This window comes from Ralstonia sp. 22111, from assembly GCF_052045895.1.
Lineage (GTDB): Bacteria > Pseudomonadota > Gammaproteobacteria > Burkholderiales > Burkholderiaceae > Ralstonia > Ralstonia wenshanensis.
The window spans coordinates 399844-419302 of record NZ_JBQEPR010000004.1 but is presented as its reverse complement, the minus strand read 5'-3'; the positions used below and the strand labels follow the sequence as shown (position 1 = coordinate 419302).

The 19459-nt window shown below is 63.0% G+C and carries 20 protein-coding genes and 1 pseudogene; 8 read left to right on the top strand and 13 right to left on the bottom strand.

Annotated elements, in window-relative coordinates:
- Positions 1 to 10: 10 nt before the first annotated feature.
- A complete protein-coding gene (locus tag ACTJK4_RS13765) occupies positions 11 to 1294 on the top strand; it encodes an RNA polymerase sigma factor (protein WP_440818152.1) in 1284 nt (427 codons plus the stop codon).
- An 89-nt stretch (positions 1295 to 1383) separates the two neighbouring features.
- A complete protein-coding gene (locus ACTJK4_RS13760) occupies positions 1384 to 2511 on the top strand; it encodes an acyltransferase family protein (protein WP_414562552.1) in 1128 nt (375 codons plus the stop codon).
- Positions 2512 to 2574: 63 nt separating this feature from the next.
- Here the strand turns inward: ACTJK4_RS13760 and ACTJK4_RS13755 are convergent, their stop codons facing one another.
- Positions 2575 to 3393, bottom strand: a complete 819-nt coding sequence (locus tag ACTJK4_RS13755; RefSeq protein WP_440818151.1) for a class I SAM-dependent methyltransferase — start codon at positions 3391 to 3393, stop codon at positions 2575 to 2577.
- A gap of 131 nt (positions 3394 to 3524) precedes the next feature.
- Positions 3525 to 4475 (bottom strand): annotated as a pseudogene (locus tag ACTJK4_RS13750) (LysR family transcriptional regulator).
- Positions 4476 to 4586: 111 nt separating this feature from the next.
- On the opposite strand from ACTJK4_RS13750, the gene pcaD reads away from it, so the two are divergent.
- Both pcaD and ACTJK4_RS13740 read left to right on the top strand, forming a co-directional pair.
- On the top strand, positions 4587 to 5402 hold the full coding sequence (pcaD, locus tag ACTJK4_RS13745; protein WP_440818150.1) for a 3-oxoadipate enol-lactonase: 816 nt from the start codon (positions 4587 to 4589) through the stop codon (positions 5400 to 5402).
- A gap of 64 nt (positions 5403 to 5466) precedes the next feature.
- Complete coding sequence (locus ACTJK4_RS13740; RefSeq protein ID WP_440818149.1) at positions 5467 to 6096, top strand: TetR/AcrR family transcriptional regulator; 630 nt, start codon at positions 5467 to 5469, stop codon at positions 6094 to 6096.
- 3 nt (positions 6097 to 6099) lie between these two features.
- Here the strand turns inward: ACTJK4_RS13740 and paaE are convergent, their stop codons facing one another.
- The 9 genes from paaE to ACTJK4_RS13695 form a co-directional block, all read right to left on the bottom strand.
- Entirely contained in the window at positions 6100 to 7200 is a 1101-nt protein-coding gene (gene paaE, locus ACTJK4_RS13735; RefSeq protein WP_260803166.1) for a 1,2-phenylacetyl-CoA epoxidase subunit PaaE, read from the bottom strand.
- Between the two features lie 20 nt (positions 7201 to 7220).
- Positions 7221 to 7733 carry a 1,2-phenylacetyl-CoA epoxidase subunit PaaD gene (gene paaD / locus ACTJK4_RS13730; RefSeq protein WP_260803167.1) on the bottom strand — a complete coding sequence of 171 codons (513 nt, stop codon included), beginning with the start codon at positions 7731 to 7733 and terminating at the stop codon, positions 7221 to 7223.
- Entirely contained in the window at positions 7727 to 8527 is an 801-nt protein-coding gene (gene paaC, locus ACTJK4_RS13725; protein WP_440818148.1) for a 1,2-phenylacetyl-CoA epoxidase subunit PaaC, read from the bottom strand. The genes paaD and paaC overlap by 7 nt, the downstream gene beginning before the upstream one ends.
- Positions 8528 to 8536: 9 nt before the next feature.
- Positions 8537 to 8824 (bottom strand): 1,2-phenylacetyl-CoA epoxidase subunit PaaB, encoded by a 288-nt coding sequence (gene paaB / locus ACTJK4_RS13720; protein WP_004635034.1) that lies wholly within the window; start codon positions 8822 to 8824, stop codon positions 8537 to 8539.
- Positions 8825 to 8841: 17 nt separating this feature from the next.
- A complete protein-coding gene (gene paaA / locus ACTJK4_RS13715; protein WP_260803169.1) occupies positions 8842 to 9861 on the bottom strand; it encodes a 1,2-phenylacetyl-CoA epoxidase subunit PaaA in 1020 nt (339 codons plus the stop codon).
- 163 nt (positions 9862 to 10024) lie between these two features.
- Positions 10025 to 11473 (bottom strand): DHA2 family efflux MFS transporter permease subunit, encoded by a 1449-nt coding sequence (locus ACTJK4_RS13710; RefSeq protein WP_232039221.1) that lies wholly within the window; start codon positions 11471 to 11473, stop codon positions 10025 to 10027.
- A gap of 40 nt (positions 11474 to 11513) precedes the next feature.
- Positions 11514 to 11666 carry a hypothetical protein gene (locus ACTJK4_RS13705; RefSeq protein WP_232039220.1) on the bottom strand — a complete coding sequence of 51 codons (153 nt, stop codon included), beginning with the start codon at positions 11664 to 11666 and terminating at the stop codon, positions 11514 to 11516.
- A gap of 236 nt (positions 11667 to 11902) precedes the next feature.
- Positions 11903 to 12334: a VOC family protein gene (locus ACTJK4_RS13700; protein WP_433868213.1), complete on the bottom strand. Its 432-nt coding sequence runs from the start codon at positions 12332 to 12334 to the stop codon at positions 11903 to 11905.
- A gap of 73 nt (positions 12335 to 12407) precedes the next feature.
- Positions 12408 to 12839, bottom strand: a complete 432-nt coding sequence (locus ACTJK4_RS13695) for a YybH family protein (protein ID WP_440476090.1) — start codon at positions 12837 to 12839, stop codon at positions 12408 to 12410.
- 139 nt (positions 12840 to 12978) lie between these two features.
- On the opposite strand from ACTJK4_RS13695, the gene ACTJK4_RS13690 reads away from it, so the two are divergent.
- A complete protein-coding gene (locus ACTJK4_RS13690) occupies positions 12979 to 13623 on the top strand; it encodes a TetR/AcrR family transcriptional regulator (protein WP_232039217.1) in 645 nt (214 codons plus the stop codon).
- 87 nt (positions 13624 to 13710) lie between these two features.
- Positions 13711 to 14223 (top strand): hypothetical protein, encoded by a 513-nt coding sequence (locus ACTJK4_RS13685; protein WP_440476091.1) that lies wholly within the window; start codon positions 13711 to 13713, stop codon positions 14221 to 14223.
- 45 nt (positions 14224 to 14268) lie between these two features.
- On the opposite strand, the gene ACTJK4_RS13680 is transcribed toward ACTJK4_RS13685, so the two are convergent.
- Entirely contained in the window at positions 14269 to 15213 is a 945-nt protein-coding gene (locus tag ACTJK4_RS13680) for a chemotaxis protein (RefSeq protein WP_092971204.1), read from the bottom strand.
- Positions 15214 to 15328: 115 nt separating this feature from the next.
- Positions 15329 to 16234 carry a LysR family transcriptional regulator gene (locus ACTJK4_RS13675; RefSeq protein WP_232039215.1) on the bottom strand — a complete coding sequence of 302 codons (906 nt, stop codon included), beginning with the start codon at positions 16232 to 16234 and terminating at the stop codon, positions 15329 to 15331.
- A 112-nt stretch (positions 16235 to 16346) separates the two neighbouring features.
- Between ACTJK4_RS13675 and ACTJK4_RS13670 the strand changes: the two genes are divergently transcribed.
- Together ACTJK4_RS13670 and ACTJK4_RS13665 are read left to right on the top strand one after the other, a co-directional pair.
- Positions 16347 to 17408 (top strand): SDR family oxidoreductase, encoded by a 1062-nt coding sequence (locus tag ACTJK4_RS13670; RefSeq protein WP_440818147.1) that lies wholly within the window; start codon positions 16347 to 16349, stop codon positions 17406 to 17408.
- Positions 17409 to 18262: 854 nt separating this feature from the next.
- The gene (locus tag ACTJK4_RS13665; RefSeq protein WP_343620525.1) at positions 18263 to 19270 is read left to right on the top strand and encodes a GGDEF domain-containing protein; all 1008 of its coding nucleotides are present in this window, start codon (positions 18263 to 18265) and stop codon (positions 19268 to 19270) included.
- Positions 19271 to 19459: the final 189 nt, after the last annotated feature.

Sequence of the window (19459 nt, the reverse complement as noted above, 5' to 3'; positions counted from 1 at the left end):
CGGCACCGTCATGGCCCGTTCGACGCCCGATGCACTCCCCATCCACCGCACCATCGATGCGGTGTGGCGCATTGAATCGGCCAGGATCATTGCCGGGCTTGCACGCCTGTTGCGCGACGTGGGGCTGGCCGAAGAACTGGCGCAGGATGCGCTGGTCTCGGCCCTGGAGCAGTGGCCTGCATCCGGTATCCCCGACAATCCGGCCGCCTGGCTTACTGCCACCGCCAAACACCGCGCCATTGACCGGCTGCGCCATCACACGCTGGCGGAGCAAAAACATGCGCTGCTTGCCATCCAGCTTGAGATCGAACAGGAGCTAGCCGAGGCCGATGCCGAAACAGCGCGCGAAGCGGCCATCGGCGACGATCTGCTGCGGCTGGTCTTCATCTCTTGCCATCCGGTGCTGCCGCACGAAGCCCGCGTGGCGCTCACGCTACGACTGCTTGGCGGGCTGACCACACACGAGATCGCCCGCGCCTTTCTGGTGCCGGAACCCACGGTGGCGCAGCGCATTGTGCGCGCCAAGAAGACGCTCTCTGCAGCACACGTGCCGTTCGAGCTGCCCGAGCCCGAAGCGTTGCCCGAGCGGCTTTCGGCCGTGCTGCAGGTGATCTATCTCGTCTTCAACGAAGGCTATGCCGCTACCGCCGGTGACGACTGGACGCGCCCCACGCTGTGTGAAGAGGCGCAGCGCCTGGGCCGCATCCTGGCGGGGCTCATGCCAGGCGAGCCGGAAGTGCTTGGCCTGCTTGCGCTGATGGAGCTTCAGGCCTCGCGCCTGCGTGCACGCGTGGGCCCCGGCGGCCAGCCCATCCTCCTGATGGAGCAGGACCGCAGCCGTTGGGATTACCTGCTTATCCAGCGTGGCTTTGCGGCGCTGGCACAAGCCGAAGCCTGCGGGCGCGGGCTTGGCCCTTATGGGCTGCAAGCGGCCATTGCGGCATGCCATGCAAGCGCGCGGACCGCCGAACAAACCGACTGGACACGCATTGCCGCACTGTACGACGCGCTCGCCCAGCTCTCGCCCTCGCCCGTCGTCGAACTCAACCGTGCCGTTGCTGTGGCCATGGCGTATGGGCCGCAAGCCGGCCTCGACATCGTCGATACGCTGCTCGCCGAACCGGCGTTGCGCTGCTATCACCTGCTGCCCAGCGTACGCGCCGATTTTCTTGCGCGCCTCAACCGCATGGAGGAAGCCCGCGTGGAGTACGAGCGCGCTGCTGCACTCGCACACAATCGGCAGGAACGCGCGCTTTTGCTGGAGCGCGCAGCCAAGTGCGCGTCCCCGGAGTAACACCGCGGCACGCTGCTTGCTACGCAGATTGGCTTGTCGACAACACGACCGCGGCGGAACCTTGATTGCGCTGCAGCCGTCCATCCTGCGTGAACCGTTCTCCGTCTTCCCTTCTCAGCATTCAGGCGCTGCGGGGCTTTGCCGCGCTGTATGTGGTGGTGTTCCACTCCGGGCTGGCCCTGGCCCACACCGACATCCCTGCCCTTGCGTGGCTGACCACACATGTGATCAAGCGCGGTCATGTAGGGGTGGATGTGTTCTTCGTCATCAGCGGTTTCATCATTGCGTGGGTCGCCATTCTTGGCCCGAAGGGGCCTGAGCCGGCCGGCGAATTTCTCGTCAAGCGTGCATTCCGGCTGGCGCCGCCTTACTGGTTGATGTCGGTGCTGCATTCCACGTGGCTCAACCCGGTGTCGGCGGGCGTTTTGCTCACGTCGCTCGCGTTTGTGCCGCAGGCCAATGTGGATGCACCGTACTTTGGGTATCCGGCACTGTATGTGGGCTGGTCGCTCAACTACGAGGTGTTCTTCTATGGGCTGTGCGCGGTGGGGCTTGCGCTGTTCGGCCGGCTTGCGCTGGGGCTGGTGACGCTGGCGCTATTCACGACCACGATCATCGTGCCGTTCTGGCATAGCGGGGCCGTGCAGCGCAACCCGGAAGCACTGTACGACTGGGCCACACCGCTGCAGGCCATGGCAGCCAACCCGCTTGTGCTGGAGTTCCTGCTGGGCGCGGGGCTGGCGTGGCTGTATGCAGCGCATCGGCATCGTCTCACCCCGGCCTTCGCGCGGGTGCTGATGGCGGTGGGCGTGGCGACGTTCGTGATATCGGTCGTTGGCCCTGTTCCCAAGTTCGATCTGCTCGCCCGCGGGCTGCCCGCAGGCGCTTTGCTGATCGGCATGGTGGCCATGGAGCACTGCGGCGAGCTTCGCGTGCCGCGCGTCGCCGTTTGGCTGGGTGAGCTGTCATACGCGCTCTACCTCGTGCACCCGAGCGTGATCGAAGCCACGCACCGACTGGTAGGCAGGCTGGCGCCGGAATGGATCGGCACGCAGTTGATGCTGTTTACCGTCAACCTTGCGCTCACGCTGGTGTTGGCCATGCTGCTGCATCGCTATGTCGAGCGACCGTCCATCGCCCTGGGCCGGCGCGCCGTCGACTGGATGCGCAACCGTCGACACGCCTCGCGTATGCGCCTGGGCCAACAAGAATCTTGAGCTGCGACGCCTCCGCACCACCTGCGATGCGTAACGCGATGCCGATGCCGCTAGCAGCTCCCCTCAAGCAGTCACGCTGAACATCAACGCCTGGATCTTGCCCTCGACTGGGCCCGCGCCGAACTGCGCCGTCAATGCATCGGTACATACTTCGGTGGCGTCGGTCAGTGCATCGGGGCCGAATGCCTCCAGTTCGCCGCGCACCGGTGTGCCCTGGCAATAGGCGATGGCCACCCCGCGTGCCGTCTCTGCCCGGCTGCGCGCTGCAACAACGTCGTACATGACGTCTGCGGTAAAACCGCCCGCACGGGCGTCGGCTTGAATCGGCGCCGGGTCGTAATGGCCATGCGGCGTGCGCGCCAGAAACATGGGCGGATTCTCGGGAAAGCGCTGCACCAGCGCCTTCGTCACCACATTTGCAAAGTCGTTGTCTTCAATCCGGCCCCACACGCTCAAGAGCAGCTTGCCGCCCGGTGTCAGCACACGACGCGCCTCAGCAAAGGCCTTGGGCCGGTCGGGGAAGAACATCGCGCCAAACTGGCAGATCACCAGATCGAAAGAGCCGTCGGCAAATGGCAGTTGCTGGGCGTCGGCCTGCTGCCATGTCACGGGCCGGTCCGTGCCCACGGCGGCCGCGCGATCGAGCATCGGCAGGTTCAGGTCGGTTGCGACAATCTCCGTGGTTGCGGGTAGTGCACGCGCCAGTGCGCGCGTCACTGCTCCGGTACCTGCGGCAACTTCCAGCACGCGCTTCGGCTGACATGCCGCCGCCCGCGCAGCCATGTCCATCGCATAGGGCTCGAAGATCAACGGGACCAGCAGCGTGTCATACAGCTCAGGAATGGAGCCGGAGAAGACCTGATCGGTGCCATGCGCAGCCATCGTTCACCACCTTTGCCCAAGAGGATGCTTGGGTATGAATGGTTATAGTCCGGAACCGCGCGGCGGGCACTCCGCCAAGTCGACTAGATGACATGCCTGCCAAGGCATGAAGGAGCCGGCAAGGCGCGGGATTACGCACGCTTTCTGGCGGCCGCCCCCGCCTGACGGGGCATGCGCCCCAACGACGGCTTGAGCAACGGTGCGTGGTCGCCAAGAAAATCCCACAGCCGATTGGCGACGGGCCCGTGCGGCTGATCCCGCCGTCGTGCAACCGCCAGCTCCTGCACCATGCCAGGAAAATGCCGCCCCGCAATCGACAGCAATGCCCCTTCGCGCAATTCCGCATCGATCAGGAACCGCGGCAGATGCCCCCACGCCATGCCGTGGAGGATCAGCTCTTTCTTCATCAACTGATCGGGCACGGCGCACTGCGGCGCCCCTTCGATGACGTAGTGGGATTGCTCCGGTGGGTTCCGCGCCGAATCATTGATGACGCACTGCATGAAGCGCTGCATCTGCTGTGCCGTCACTGCCGAAGTGATGGGGAACGGGAGAAAACCCGGCGCCACCACCGGCACCATGGCGATCTTGCCCAGGTCGATCCACTCCATGCGCACATCCCCTTTCGGCACGCGGTGGACGATCAGGTCGGTGTCGTCTTCCAGCAAGCGCTCCCACGGTCCGGTGACGGCCTCAAACTGCAATTGCAGACGCGTCTGCGGGCACTGACCGAAGAACTGGCTGAGCAATGCCAGCACGGGCTGCAGCGGGCACAGGTCACCCAGCACCACGCGTAGCTCGGCTTCCTCGCCCATCGCCAGCTGCTTTGCATGAGTCCGCAGTTCATCGCTTTCGCGCAGCACGGACTCCACCTTGCGGTGGAATGATCGCCCCGCCTCCGTCAAGCGCACGCGCTAGCCGCTGCGGTCCAGCAGGCACAAACCCAATTGCCCCTCCAGCTTGGCGACCGCCGCAAACACGGAAGGGTGCGAACGATGCAGCCGGTCGGCGGCCGCCTGAAAACTGCCGCCCGTCACCACCGCATCGAAGCACTGCAGCTCGTGAAGCGTGAATTTCTGCATTGTCGGCAAAACCTACAAAGTTCGTCAGAACTTCATAGTATCCACGAACCTCATCGGCTTCTAGGATGACGACATCCCAATCGTTTCAACCGTCTTTCTCAGGAGCCCATCGTGACCACCCGAAACGACCTCTCGTTCATCACCACCGGTGACGGCACACGCATTGCCTATCGCTTCGACGGCGCGGCGGGCAAGCCCGTCCTGCTGTTGTCCAATTCCATCGGCACCGACCTGCACATGTGGGACGTGAGCGTGCCACGCCTGGCCGAGCACTTTCACGTGCTGCGCTACGACGCGCGCGGTCATGGCGCTTCGGATGCACCGGCCGGCGCATATTCGATGGATCGGCTCGGTCGTGACGTGGTGGAACTGCTCGATGCGCTGGGCATCCAGCGTCTGCATATGCTGGGGTTGTCGCTGGGCGGCATCGTGGCGCAATGGCTGGCGATTCATGTGCCGGAACGCATCGACCGGCTGATCCTCTCCAACACTGCTGCGCACATCGGCCCGACGCAGTATTTCGATCACGCCATTGCCGAACTTCGGCAAGCGCCCGACATGCAGGCAACTACCGAAACATTCCTGCGCAACTGGTTTCCGGCGCGCATGCTGGAGTCGAATGATCCTGCCGTTGATCCATTCCGCCGCACACTCCTGGCCACGCCGCGCGAGGGCATCATCGGCGGGTGGACGGCGGTGCGCGATGCCGACCTGCGCCGCACAATCACGCTGATCACGCATCCGACGCTCGTCATTGCCGGTCAGCACGACACCGTGACGTCTGCCCGCCATGGCGAGGAAATTGCCGCCGCCATTCCAGGAGCGCAACTGCACATGCTGGACACCGTGCACCTTGCCAACGTGGAGTTGCCGGACGCGTTCCTTGAAGCCGTGCTGGATTTCCTGGGCGTGCTCGAAACTGTTTGATACATCGACACGCGGCAACGCAGCCGGTTAACATGGCGGCCATCCAACCGATGTGCCGCCAGCCATGTCCCGCGTCAAGAACGAAGACGAATTCGAGCTACGCCGCAAAAGCGTGCTCGACACCGCCGCCGAAGCCTTTGCGGCCGACAGCTACCCGAGCGTGTCGATGAACCAGCTTGCCGCTGCGTGCGGCGGCTCGAAATCGCGCCTGTATCACTACTACGAAGGCAAGGAAGCTATCCTCTTCGACCTGCTCGACCGCTACACGCGCCGGCTGGCCGATCTGGTTGAACGCGCCGAGAGCGACGCGCGCCATGCCAAGCTCTCGGCACGCGCCACATTGCATTTGCTGATCCGCACGTTTTTGGCCGAGTACGCCACGTCGCGCACGCGGCATGTGGCCTTGCTCAATGATGTGAAATACCTGGCGCCGGAACAGCGCGACATCGTGCTCGCGCGCGAGCGGGACGTGGTGGCAGCCGTGGGGCGGCAACTTGGTGCCGCCTACCCGGACAAGGTGGATGAAGCCAACCGCACGCCCATCACGATGATGCTCTTCGGCATGATGAACTGGACGTTCACCTGGCTCAAACCTGACGGACCGCTCTCGTACGAAGGCTATGCGGAAATGGTGATCGACATGCTGGAGAACGGCCTGGGCGGGCTAGCTGGCCCGAGCGGCACGAAAGGCTGACGTTCAACGCTCGTCATAGCTGACCACCACGCGCTGCGTGAGCGGCCGCGCCTGGCAGGTCAGCACAAACCCCTGCTGGATCTCCCAGTCTTCCAGGGTGAAGTTCTTGTCCATCTCCACACGGCCTTCCAGCACCTTGGCACGGCACGTGCAGCACACGCCGCCCTTGCACGCATAGGGCAGATCCAGCCCCGCACTCAACGCACTGTCCAGCACCTTGGCGTCGCCCGCCATCGGCACCTCGTGCGATTTGCCATCGAGCACAACGGTGAGCGCGACATCGCCCGCCACGGCGGCATGCTTGCGCGGCTTGGCCGCCGCCGTCGCATCGCCCACCGGCACGCCAAAGCGCTCGGCATGCACGCGCTCGCGCGGCACACCGCGCTCGAGCAGCGCCGCCTCCACCGCATCGATCATCGTCGACGGGCCACAGATGAAAGCAGCATCGATATCGTCGGGCGGGATCAGCGTGTCCAGAAAAGCGCGCACCTTCACGCCATCGAGCCGCCCGTTGAACAGCGCGATCTCCTGCGCCTGCCGCGACAACACGTGATACAGGGCGAAGCGATCGAGGTAGCGGTCTTTCAAATCTTCGAGCGCTTCGCCAAAGATGATGCTGTCGACGCTGCGATTGCCATAGACCAGCGTGAAGCGGCTCTGCGGCTCCGCCGCCAGCGTCGTCTTGATGAGCGACAGGATGGGCGTGATGCCGCTGCCAGCCGCAAAGGCGACGTAGTGGCGTGCGCTTTCGGCTGCAAGCGGCACGTAGAAGCGACCGTCTGGCGGCAGCACATCGAGCGTCTGGCCCACGCGGATGCGGTCGTGCAAGTGGTTGGAGAAGACCCCCGCGTCGACACGCTTGACTGCCACACGCAACTCACCGTGCGCGTCATAGTCCTGTACGGCGCAGCAGATGGAATACGAGCGCCGCAGTTCTTCGTGTCCGGGCAGTTGACCCGGCGGTACGCGCAGCGTCAGGAACTGGCCTTGCGTAAAGCGGTATGCATCGCGCAGGTCATTCGGCACGTCAAAGCGCACGGAGATCGTATCGGCCGTCTCGCCGCGCACTTCGGCAACACGCAAGGGGTGGAATTGCGGAGTCATGGCGATCGCGCTCGGGGGGCTTAGTAGGGCTTGAAATAGTCGAACGGCTCGCGGCACGCACGGCAGCGGTACAGCGCCTTGCAAGCTGTCGAACCGAAGGTGGAGATGAGTACCGTATCGTGCGATCCGCATTGCGGGCAGGCGATGTGCTCGGCCTGCGTTGGGCGAGTAACACGAATCGGGCGTGCACCATCTGCTTCGGCCGCATGTGCCGGCGGCGCAATACCAAAGTCGCGCAGCTTGCGGCGCCCTTCAGCCGTAATCCAATCGGTCGTCCATGCCGGCGACAGCACCGAGCGCACGCGATACGCACCCACGTCTGCCGCCTGCAACGCACGACTCACATCATCGGCAATTTGCTCCATGGCGGGGCAGCCGGAATACGTAGGCGTGATCGTCGCCACCAGTGTGCCGGCCTCGTCGAGCTGCACATCGCGCAGGATGCCAAGCTCGGCAATCGTCACCACGGGAATCTCCGGGTCGGTGACGGCCTCCAGCGCGATACGTGCGCGGGCCAACCGCTCGCTTACCACGATGCCCCCGGGAACTGGCGCGCCAGCCCCTGCATCTCGGCCAGCAGATAGCCCATATGTTCGGAATGCACGCCGTGCTTGCCAGTGCTGACATACGGGCCAGGCTCCGGCCAACGCAGCGTCGCCTCATCCAGCGCGTCACGCACGGTGGCTTCCCATGCGTCACGCAGGTCTGCCGGGCGCACGCCAATGCCGGCCTCGGCCACGGCAGTTTCAACATCGTCCGTGGCGAAGACTTCGTTGGTGTATGGCATCAGCCAATCGAGCGCGGCTTGGGCCCGCGCATGCGACTCATCGGTGCCATCACCGAAGCGCACGAGCCAATCACGCGTATGGGCGAGGTGGTAACGCATCTCCTTCACCGATTTGGCGGCAATGGCGGCCAGTTCAGTGTCGGTCGAACGCGTCAACGCTTCCCAAAGCGGCACCATCAATGCCGCGTACAGGAAGTGGCGGACGCTGGTGACAGCGTAGTCGCGCGCGGCTGCCGAGGTCGCCACCATCGGCCCTGCGTGCGGCAGCTCCAGCAGCGTGTAATTGCGGAAAGCGGGCTCCGCACGCCAGTAGGCGTACTCATCCTCGGTGCGCGGTGTACCGGTAAGCCTGCCTTCGATCTGCCCCGCGCGCGTGTAGAGCAACCGCGCCTGGCCGATCAGGTCAAGACTCAGGTTGGACAGCGCGATGTCTTCTTCCAGCACGGGGCCATGGCCCGTCCATTCCGCGTTGCGCTGACCGAGGATGAGCGCGTTGTCGGCCAGGCGAAGGATGTATTGCAGATGCGCGTCAGAAGTCATCACCGCGGCTCACATGTGGTTGACTTCATCGGGCAGCCGATAGAACGTCGGGTGCCGATAGATCTTGTCAGCCATCGGGTCAAAGAGCATCGGTTTGTCGTCGGGTTCGCTGGCGGTGATGGCGGCCGACGGCACCACCCAGATCGAGACGCCTTCCTGCCGGCGCGTGTAGACATCGCGCGCCATCTGCAGCGCCTGCTTGGCGTCTACCGCATGCAGGCTGCCGCAGTGCTTGTGCTCCAGGCCCTGCTTGCTGCGGATGAACACTTCCCACAGCGGCCATTCGTGTTGATGCATGGTGGGCTCCTTCCGGTTCAGGCAGCTTGTTGGTTGGCGGCGGCGCGTTCGGCCTGCTTGCGAGCGTAGGCGAGCGCGGCTTCGCGCACCCACTCGCCTTCTTCGTGTGCACGTTTGCGGGTGGCAAGGCGCTCGCGGTTGCAGGGGCCGTGGCCATCGAGCACGCGCTTGAATTCGGACCAATCGAGCGGCGAGAAATCGTAGTGGCCGCGGGCTTCGTTCCACGTGAGGCCGGGGTCGGGCAGCGTCACGCCGAGCACGCGCGCCTGCTCCACGGTGGCATCAACAAACCGCTGCCGCAGGTCGTCGTTCGAGATGCGCTTGATACCCCAGGCCATGGTTTGCGCGCTGTTGGGCGATGCGGTATCGGGCGGGCCAAACATCATCAGCACGGGAAACCACCAGCGGTTGACGGCTTCCTGCACCATGTCGCGCTGCGCCTGCGTGCCTCCCATCATCGTCAACAACGACTCGTAGCCCTGACGCTGGTGAAACGACTCTTCCTTGCAGATGCGGATCATGGCGCGCGCATATGGGCCATACGAACAGCGGCACAGCGGGACCTGATTCATGATCGCCGCGCCATCGACCAGCCAGCCGATCACGCCCACGTCTGCCCAGGAGAGCGTCGGGTAATTGAAGATCGACGAATACTTTGCGCGCCCCTCGTGCAGCGCGTCGATCATCTCGTCGCGTGAGCTGCCGAGTGTTTCTGCGGCGGAATAGAGATAGAGGCCGTGGCCCGCTTCGTCCTGCACCTTGGCCAAGAGGATAGCCTTGCGCTTGAGCGACGGCGCGCGGCTGATCCAGTTGCCCTCGGGCAGCATGCCCACCACCTCGGAATGCGCGTGTTGCGAAATCTGCCGCAGCAGCGTCTTGCGGTACGGCGCAGGCATCCAATCCTGCGGCTCGATCTTGTGGTCGGCCCCGATGCGTGCATCAAAGCGCGCCTGCAAATCCGCTTCGCCTTGGGAGGCGACGGCCAGTTCCTGCTCTGTGGGCAGACCGCCGGGCTGGTCGAGGCTTTGGGTGTACATGCGATCCTCCGGCCGCTTTTGGACATGTGCACGGCACGTCATGCGCGCCGTGTTTTGGATGGATCGATTATAAACCGTCCGACCGGTCGGTCAATAACGGGTTTCACCGCATACCACGTTTGAGACATGCGGTGCGTCCTTCCTTCTCTTCTTTTCCAGCGACTTAAATCGGCGCTGCCGAAGATGCTTCGCCCTGCGCCGCTCCGTGTGTGCGCGTACGAACGAACACGCCCGCCAGCACCGAACCGAGTACCGCGGCAACTGCCCCTAGCAGGAACGCGAGGTGATAGCCGCCATTGAGCGCCGTCGTGGCATCGGCGCCTGCCGCGGCCAAGCCTTCGGTGCGCGCTGCAGCCAGACTTGCCAGGATGGCCAAGCCCAGCGCACCGCCCATCATGAACGACGTGTTGACCACGCCGGACGCCAGGCCCGATTCATCCGGCGCCACATCACTCATGGCGGCCAGTAGCACCGGATTGAACGCCACACCGGCGCCCAAGCCCAGCAACAGCATGCCGGGCAGCACGTCCATCACAAAGCTGCCGCCGGCAGGCGCCCGTGCAAACAGCACCAGCCCGATGCCTGCCACCAGCAAGCCCAACGACAGCGGCGCGCGAATGCCGAAGCGCATCACCAGCTTGGCCGACAAGCCCAGCGAGAACACCGCCATGATGATGTTGGCCGGCAGGAAGGCCAGCCCCACCTGCATGGCGCTGTAACCGAGCACGCGCTGCATGTACAGCGCCGAGATGAAGAACCACGCGAACATCGCAGCCGCCCACAACACCCCCACCACGTTGGCCGTAGCGACGTTGCGCAGAGCGAACATGTGCAGCGGCATCAACGGATGCGACACGCGCGATTCAATGATCAGGAACGCGATCATCAACGCGATGGCAATGCCCAACTGCGTTAGCGTTTGCGTGGACGTCCAACCGGCTTCGTTGCCATGCACGACGGCGTACACCGCCAGCATCAGGGATGCGGTCACGGCAATAGCACCCGCCACGTCCAGCTTCGTACGGTCGGCCAACGGCTTGCCCGCAGGCAACAACGCCACGCACGCGGCGTATACCGCCACACCAATCGGCAGGTTGACCAAGAAGATCCAGTGCCAACTCAGCGTGCTCGTCAGCAAGCCACCGAGCAACACGCCGATGCTGCCACCGCCCGCACACACAAAGCCGTAGATGCCCATTGCCTTGGCGCGGTCCGCCGGCGAAGTGAACAGATTCATGATGAGCGACAGCGACACCGCCGACACCACCGCGCCGCCCAGCCCCTGCACGGCGCGCGCCGTGATCAGCAGCCCTTGCGAATTCGCGAGCCCGCATGCGGCCGACGCCAGCGTGAACAGCGTGAGCCCGAGCAGGAACACCTTGCGATGTCCGAACAGGTCGCCCAGCCGACCACCCAGCAGCAGGCAGCCGCCGAAGGTCAGCATGTAGGCGTTGACGACCCACACGAGCGAGGTTTCGGTAAAGCCCAGGTCTGCCTGGATGGACGGCAGCGCAACGTTCACGATGGTCGTATCCAGCACGATCATCAGCACGCCCAGACAGAGCACGATGAGGGCAAGCCAGCGCTTGCGTTCGTCGATGCCATGCGTCATGGAATCACTCCTATGCTTGGCTGCTGCGCCTGGATGTCGCTCAGAATTGCGCAGCCGATTTAAGGTTGGCGAGACCGGCTTCAAAGCCCTTGCCGGCCATCGCGTCCATACAGAAAAAGGCCCGCCAGCTTGGCGATGTGCCCGGCACAGCGGTCATCGCAACGACGATGCCCAACGCAATGATCTTCAGCATGAAGAGCGCTCCGGCAGATGGGGCAGCACGTGAATTGGACGCCTTTGCGTGGGCCAGACAAAGGGTCGCGCCAGACCAGCCGGTCGTCACCAAGGGGGTGGTTTCGTTGATATTGGTAATGCCCCGGTGATCGCGCAGTCTAGCACCGGACCATCGCCCTGCGCCAAGGCAAGCTTCCTACGATTTTGCGTAGCACGGCCACCGCCCGGTGGCCGCTTGCACACGCATTGCAGCAATTACATCGGCTTGGGCGCGATCACCATCCACGTGATGCCAAAGCGGTCGGTCACCATGCCGAATGCGTTGGCGAAAAACGTTTCGGACATTGGCATCGTGACTTGTCCGCTCTCGCCGAGTGCCTTGAATGTCCGCTCGGCAGTGGCGTTGTCTGGCACGCTGACGGACAACCCGAAACCCTTGAAATCCGTCTTGCCGCCGGCCATGCCGTCGGACGCCAGAATCTGGGTTTCGCCCACGCGGAAGGCGGCGTGCATCACCTTGTCGAGCGGGGGCGCCACGCCGCCGCATTGCTCGGCAGTGGGCTGCGCATCCTTGGGCGCATCCTTGTAGCGCATCACGACATCGACCTTGGCGCTGAGCGTTTTCTTGTAGAACTCCAGCGCTTCTTCACAACGGCCTTCGAAGAACAGATACGGTTGAACTTGCATCACAACTCCTTGGGGGTGGACTCGGGGGACTGCAAAGCCGCGCATTGCGCCACGCGGTCGGGGGAAACCTCGCTCAGCCGCACGCCGGTTCAGGCATCGGCATCGGCACCGATGCATGCTCATGTACGACTTGCCAACGGCCATCGCGCTTGCAGAAACACACGGTGGCGCGCGTCTGTGCATCGTGCTTCGCACCGTCGCGATAGCGCGCACGCAGGCGATTGATGCTGAAGCAATAGGCCAGATCGCCACTCACCTCAAGATGCAGCTCGGCGAACTGGAAATCGGCCTGGCCCTCAAGCGCATCGAACCAGCTTTGCCAGTTGCGGCGGTATGCGTCGACACCTTTGACGAACAGCGGCGGCATCACATCGAACACCACTACGTCGGGCGCGTAATGACGCATGACGGCGTCGATATCCTTGGCGCGGACGGCGGCAGCCCATGCGTCGATCAACGTGCGGAGCTCCGCTGCATCGTCCGTTGCAGCTGTGGCTAGGGTCATGTTGGCCTCCGAAAGATCTGTCGCAATAAAGGCTTGGAAATTTGCGAAGCAGCGCCTACGGTTGAATTGTGAACACTGTCCACAAACAGTAGCAGACATAATGGACGGTGTCCACATAGAACTTGCGGAGTTGCATTGCATGACCCAGGAACCACCCCGACCGCCCGTGCGCACCACGTATCGCCATGGCGACTTGCGACGTGCGCTGCTCGACGCCGGCATTGAACTGGCGCGCGCGGGCGGGCCCGACGCCATCGTGCTGCGCGAAGCCACGCGCCGCGCGGGCGTGGTGCCGAATGCCGCCTACCGGCATTTCGCGGGGCGACAGGACCTGCTGCAGGCCGTCCGGGCAGAAGCATTGGCGGCGTTGGCGCGCGCCATGGAAGCGGAGTTGGATGCCATCGACCCAACGTGGCCCGAGGATGTGCGCGCACGTGCGTCGCTACGCGCCATCGGCGTGGGTTATCTGCGGTTTGCGCAGTCGGAAACCGGCCTCTTTCGCACAGCCTTTGCGGTGCCCGATGAAGTAGAAAACGACGCGGACCCCGCCAAGGCCGGCAATAGCGGCCTGAACCCGTTCCAGTTGCTGAGCCTGGCGCTGGACCGGATGACCGCTGCCGGCGTACTGCCGGCCGAACGCCGCCCGGGCGCCGAATACCTCGCGTGGTCGGCGGTGCACGGGCTGGCCCTGCTCATCATTGATGGGCCGTTGCGCGGGCGCCCGCCCGAGCAGACCGGCGCCATTGCATTGCGTGTGGTGGAAATGGTGGAAAACGGCCTGTAGAGACTGCCAGACCGGCGGGCCGATGGAATATTGCCCGCACCCAAAGTGTTTACCATCAGCACAAGCCACACACACCGGAGAATCACCATGCAGATGCGACCAGGCAGATGGATCGGCGCCGCCGCGCTCGTGCTGAGCGCATGCGCGTCGCTCTCACCCATCCAGACAGCACAAAAGATGATTGGCCAGCCCGAAAGTGCCGTACGCGAGACCTTCGGCGCGCCCACCGAGACCTATCAGTTGGCAGGCGGCACGCACCGTTGGATTTACTCGAAGCAGCCGATGGGGCACGAAGTCTATGCCGCCGACTTTGATGCCAGCGGCAAGCTCACCAACTATCGGCAGATGCTGACGGAAAAGGAAATCTACGAGGCACGCCCTGGTGTGTGGACCAAACGCGATGTGCTTGAGCGCTTCGGCACACCGAAAGAGCCGACGCAGTACTACCCTCTGATGAAGCGGGAGGCGTGGTCATATCGGATGTACGTGCTCGGGTATCAGCAGGCGCACTTCAACGCCCTCTTCGACGACAACGGCGTGCTCGATCGCACCATGATCGTCGTCGACCCGCTCGGCGGCGATCACCAGAGCCGCAAGTGATACACAGCCCTGGTGGCGCATTGCACGCCGCCAGGGCTTCAGGGCTTAGCCCAGCGCCGAAGCGATAGCCTGCGCGAGTTCGTTGGCTTCAAACTTGGCGACGTAGCCGTTGGCGCCAACACGGCGCACGTGGTCTTCGTTGGCCGAGCCCGACAGCGACGAGTGGATCACCACCGGAATCGACTGGAACGCCGGCTCGGTCTTGATCTTGCGCGTCAGCGTAAAGCCATCCATCTCTGGCATTTCCAGATCGGTCAGCACCAGCGCGATCTTGTCGCGCACGGTCTTGCCTTCGCGTGCGGCATCGCGCGCGATGTTCTGCAGCGTATCCCACGCTTCCTGCCCGCTCTTGGTCATCACGTATGGTGTGCCCATCGCTTCCAGGCCATTGGCGATCAGCGAGCGCGCGAGGCCGGAGTCATCCGCAACCAGCAGCTTGGCGCCCGGCGGCAGCTTGATCGGACGCTCGTCATTGTCGGGCGCCAGATCGGTGCGGCGCGTCGGGAACACATCCACCAGGATCTGCTCAACGTCGATCACCTGCGCCAGGCGCGAGTTGTCGGCGTTGCCGTCCAGACGCGCCAGGCTGGTGATGTTGCTGCTGCCCACGCTCGCCTCGGCCGGGAAGATCTGGCTCCACTCCAGGCGCACGATCTCGTCCACCTCTTCCACCGCAAAGCCCTGGGTGGAACGCGCGTATTCGGTAATCAGCAGGATGTTGGCATTGCCGTTCTTGGTGCCGATCACGCTGGCAAGGTCGATCACGGGAATAATCTGGCCGCGCACATTGACCGCACCCAGGATATGGGCGCCAGCATCGGCTACATGCGTCACGGGCGGCATGACCATGATCTCGCGCACCTTGAACACGTTAATGCCGAACATTTCGCGCTGATTGGAGCGCGCGGATTCGCCCAGGCGGAACAGCAACAGTTCAAAACGGTTGTTGTTTGTCAGATTGGTCCGTTCATCAACTTCGTGCTGCGACATTGTCTTCCCCCGTTCAAGCACACGTTATGTGGCGGTAAACGGCACGGCGTTTGGCAACTTGAAGGGGTTTTGCGAATGTGAAGGCCGCGCCCTTCCTGCGTGGGGAAACACAAGCCTAGGCAACCTTTACGTGCGCGACCAGAAAATCGAGAAATGCCCGCACGCGCGCCGGCAGATGCGCTCCCTGACCGACATAGACGGCGTGGATGTCTTCGGTCTCGCCCGGGTTGTAATCCTCCAGGACGGGGACGAGACGGCCCGCCTCCAGATCGGCGCGCACCTGAAACTCGGCCAGGCGCGCCAAACCCAGGCCAGCGACCGCTACGGCGCGCAGCGCCTCGCCATCGCTGAGCTGCGTGTTGCCGTGTGGGGTGAATTCGGTGCGGCGACCGCGCTTGATAAAGGGCCAGGCGTTGCCGGCGCGAACGTAACTGAACGCCAGGCAATTGTGGTTTGCTAAATCAGCCGGCGTGCGTGGCGTGCCCGCGCGTGCCAGATACGCCGGCGACGCCACCACCATCAAGCGTGTCTGCCCCAGCTTGCGCGCCACCAGCCGCGAACTCTTCAGCGGACCACTGCGCAGCGCAACATCGGTGCGGTCTTCCAGCAGATCGACCACGCGATCCGTGAGCGCAATGTCGAGCGACACCTCCGGATGGCATGCCAGAAACGCCGGCACAATCGGCAGCAACAAATGCGTGCCGACCGGCACATTCGCATTGATGCGTAATCGCCCCGAAGGCTGCGCCCCGGCGGAAGCCTCGCGCTCGGCCTCTTCCAGATCGGCCAGTACCGTCACACTGCGCTCGTAAAACGCCATGCCCTCGGGCGTGAGTTGAAAGCGCCGGGTGGAACGGTTCACCAGCCTCGCGCCCAGCCGGGTTTCCAACCGCGCGACCAGTTTGCTCACCGCCGATGGCGTCATCCGGCAAGCGCGCGCCGCAGCGGAGAAACCGCCCTCTTCCACCACCCGCACGAAGACTTCCATTTCGCCAAAGCGATTGACATCAAGCCGCGACATTGTGATTTCAATTCATAGATGTTGTGCTTGCAGGCAGTCTATCGCACAGATTCGATCGTTCTCATACTGGCCGCCATTGCCATCGCTGCGTTGGGCTCAACCCAACACCAACATGACTGCACAGAACAAAGTCGCGCTCGTCGTGGGCGCACAAGGCGTGATCGGCCGCAACCTGATCGAGCACCTCGCCACATTGGACGACTGGCGCATCGTGGGCCTGTCGCGCCGCGGCGGAGAATCCACTGAGCGCATCCAACATGTGGCCGTCGACCTGCTCGACGCGGCCGGCACGCGCGCCAAGCTCCGCGCGCTTGGCGACGTTACCCACATCTTCTACGCCGCCTTTCAGGATCGTCCGACCTGGGCTGAACTGGTGCCGCCCAACCTCACCATGCTGACCAATGTGGTCGACGCCTTGGAAGCCGCGTCGCCACATCTCACGCACATCAGCCTGATGCAGGGCTACAAGGTTTACGGCGGCCACCTCGGGCCGTTCAAAACCCCGGCACGTGAAACCGATGCGCATTTCATGCCGCCCGAATTCATGTTCGATCAGCAGACCTTCCTGGAAGCACGACAGGTGGGCAAGGCGTGGACATGGTCGGCAATGCGCCCGTCGGTGGTCGGCGGCTTTGCGCTGGGCAATCCGATGAACCTTTCCGTGGCCATCGCCATGTACGCGTCGATCTCGAAAGAACTGGGCCTGCCGCTGCGCTTTCCCGGGAAACCCGGCGCTTACGACCACCTGCTGGAAATGACCGATGCCGGCCTGCTCGCCCGCGCCACCGTGTGGGCTGCCACCGACGCGCGCTGCGCCAACCAGGCCTTCAACATCAACAACGGTGACCTATTCCGCTGGAGCGAAATGTGGCCCAAGATCGCGCGGTACTTTGACCTGGAAGTCGCCCCACCGCTGCCCTTGTCGCTTGACAACGTCATGGCCGACAAGGCGCCGCTCTGGCAGAGCATGATCGCCAAGCATGGCCTGGCGAACACGCCCTACCGCGATGTGTCTTCGTGGCGCTTTGCCGACTTCGTTTTCTCGTGGGATTACGACATGTTCGGCGACGGCTCCAAGGCACGCCGCTTTGGCTTTCACGAATACGTAGAGACGGAGGCGATGTTCATGCGCATCTTCGACGACTTACGCCAGCGCAGCATCATTCCGGGGTAGAGCGTCCGGATGCCTCCTCCGGGACGATGCACTGACCGATCCGGCTAGGGGGATGTCCCGACTCGGGTTTCCTCAGGAAGGGTCGATATAGTGAAGGCGGGACGGTAGCTCATGGGTCGAGCGGCGACGGTTTACCGACGCAGGCAGGCAGGTTCAAATCCTGTACGTCCCACCATCTAGGGATTTATTGAGGAACAACAAAACTGTGCCGTTAAGCATAAAGTGGCTATTTGGACAGGTTATGGTTGTTTACCCGTTCGGCCACGTTATGCTTTATCGGCGCGGCGCATCTTGACGCTCGGGTCCTCAACAGTCGCAAAACCGACGGGCAAAAAAGCCGGCCAATGGCCGGCTTTTGTCTTGACGTCTCACTCTTCGGTGACCTTCAGTCCGCCGCGATACGCTCTCCTTCGAAGCAGCGTGCGTGACTTCGCAAACGGCTCGAAAATCTAGCAGAGCCGGGAGAATACTGTTCACGCTGTCGCCGTTGACCGTTTCGAGACAAATGGCGGCGCGCCCGACAACAGAACTTGCCGCTTCAAATTGGACGGGATTCGAATGATCAGAAGGCCCCTTCGAGAACGTATTCAGGGCTGTCTCGCATTGCCTCGACGCCCTCCCGATCGGACGAAATCGCTGACAACTCGCTCTCCTGAGGAATCCCATGTGCGGCTGGACCCCGGGGGGTAAACAGGCCGCGTCTGCAAGACGTGCGCAACCCCACCAATTCACTACGTCGGCAGATGAACTTCAGCGCCTGTGCTTCAACTACACTCGACTAAAAGGAGAAAGGTTGTGGCTTGCGAGTTGATATGAGATGGGCAGATTTACTTGGTGTTAGCGGAGCACGGCGTTTGAGCGCCGTTGAAAGGCTGCCGGAGTATGAGCAAGCGCTGTTGCGGATCTACCTGGGCCCGCTGCCCTTCCTGGCCTATGGAGTCGTTGCGTTCATCCAACCAACGCCAGAGGCCCACCGAACGCTATTGGCATGTCTTTTCTATGTCGTATTCAGCGTCGGTACGTATATGGCTGTCAATGCACTGTCCGGCCCATCGCGCACACGGTTAGTCACGACCACCGTCATGGACCAGGCTTCGGTGGTGATGATTCTTGCCGCGGGCGGCCGGATAGCATTGCCCATGCTCTGGGCCTTCTTCTGGTTTTTGGTAGGCGCCGGGTGTCGCCATGGCAAACGCATGTTGGCACTCTCCTGCACTGTCGCGCTTGCTGGCATTGCAGCGCTCATGCGATGGGCGCCATGGTGGCAAGAGAACTTTTCCGCCGCGCTGGGCATCGCCTTTGGTGTTACCGCAACCTCGATCTATTTGTCAGTGCTGGTCAACAGGCTCGAGAAGCGAGCCGCTACCGACCCTTTGACTGGACTGAGCAATCGCAAGAGCCTTGAGAAGACCATCGCGCGCGTACTTTGTGGTCATGATGGCGAAGCGGAACGAACGGCCCTGTTGCTCATTGATTTGGACGGGTTCAAACAAGTCAACGACGCATATGGGCACGGAGTAGGAGACTTGCTGCTGCAACGCTTTGCCCAAGCCTTGCAAGCTCGCATGCGTCGGGGCGATACGCTCTCCCGCTTGGGAGGCGACGAGTTCGTGATTCTGGCGCGCGACCTTGATAGCAAGACAGACGCGCAAGCCATTGCAGATGATGTCCAGTCGGTACTGAATGCGATTCAAACCGTTGATGGACATCCAGTTTCTGTGTCGGCCAGCATTGGCGTCTATCTGTTTTCAACCGGCACGGGAGGCAAACCGCTCGACATTCCTGCCATCATGCGTCGCGCAGATAATGCGATGTATCGTGCGAAGACCGCCGGCAAGAACCACACCGTGTTCTCCGACTAGCTGCTCCTGTGAGATGGTGGGTGAGCGGAAAACGCGCTCGCTTCCAAATGCGATCCGCTGCCGTTGCCGGATCTTTACCGGCCCGAACAGGCGAAGACATCCACCGCAGCGGATTTCCAAGGCATCCCATGAGAAAAAGTCTACTGCCCTAAGGGGGGTGGTTCCCTAGTGCACCTGCTGTCGAATAGA

Coding starts and splice junctions, on each gene's coding strand:
- ACTJK4_RS13710 (WP_232039221.1), bottom strand. CDS start 11,473: ATGACGCATGGCATCGACGAACGCAAGCGCTGGCTTGCCCTCATCGTG.
- paaA (WP_260803169.1), bottom strand. CDS start 9,861: ATGTACACCCAAAGCCTCGACCAGCCCGGCGGTCTGCCCACAGAGCAG.
- paaB (WP_004635034.1), bottom strand. CDS start 8,824: ATGCATCAACACGAATGGCCGCTGTGGGAAGTGTTCATCCGCAGCAAG.
- ACTJK4_RS13670 (WP_440818147.1), top strand. CDS start 16,347: ATGACTGCACAGAACAAAGTCGCGCTCGTCGTGGGCGCACAAGGCGTG.
- ACTJK4_RS13705 (WP_232039220.1), bottom strand. CDS start 11,666: ATGCTGAAGATCATTGCGTTGGGCATCGTCGTTGCGATGACCGCTGTG.
- ACTJK4_RS13690 (WP_232039217.1), top strand. CDS start 12,979: ATGACCCAGGAACCACCCCGACCGCCCGTGCGCACCACGTATCGCCAT.
- ACTJK4_RS13765 (WP_440818152.1), top strand. CDS start 11: ATGGCCCGTTCGACGCCCGATGCACTCCCCATCCACCGCACCATCGAT.
- paaE (WP_260803166.1), bottom strand. CDS start 7,200: ATGACTCCGCAATTCCACCCCTTGCGTGTTGCCGAAGTGCGCGGCGAG.
- ACTJK4_RS13685 (WP_440476091.1), top strand. CDS start 13,711: ATGCAGATGCGACCAGGCAGATGGATCGGCGCCGCCGCGCTCGTGCTG.
- ACTJK4_RS13700 (WP_433868213.1), bottom strand. CDS start 12,334: ATGCAAGTTCAACCGTATCTGTTCTTCGAAGGCCGTTGTGAAGAAGCG.
- ACTJK4_RS13740 (WP_440818149.1), top strand. CDS start 5,467: ATGTCCCGCGTCAAGAACGAAGACGAATTCGAGCTACGCCGCAAAAGC.
- paaC (WP_440818148.1), bottom strand. CDS start 8,527: ATGACTTCTGACGCGCATCTGCAATACATCCTTCGCCTGGCCGACAAC.
- ACTJK4_RS13680 (WP_092971204.1), bottom strand. CDS start 15,213: ATGTCGCAGCACGAAGTTGATGAACGGACCAATCTGACAAACAACAAC.
- ACTJK4_RS13695 (WP_440476090.1), bottom strand. CDS start 12,839: ATGACCCTAGCCACAGCTGCAACGGACGATGCAGCGGAGCTCCGCACG.
- ACTJK4_RS13675 (WP_232039215.1), bottom strand. CDS start 16,234: ATGTCGCGGCTTGATGTCAATCGCTTTGGCGAAATGGAAGTCTTCGTG.
- ACTJK4_RS13755 (WP_440818151.1), bottom strand. CDS start 3,393: ATGGCTGCGCATGGCACCGATCAGGTCTTCTCCGGCTCCATTCCTGAG.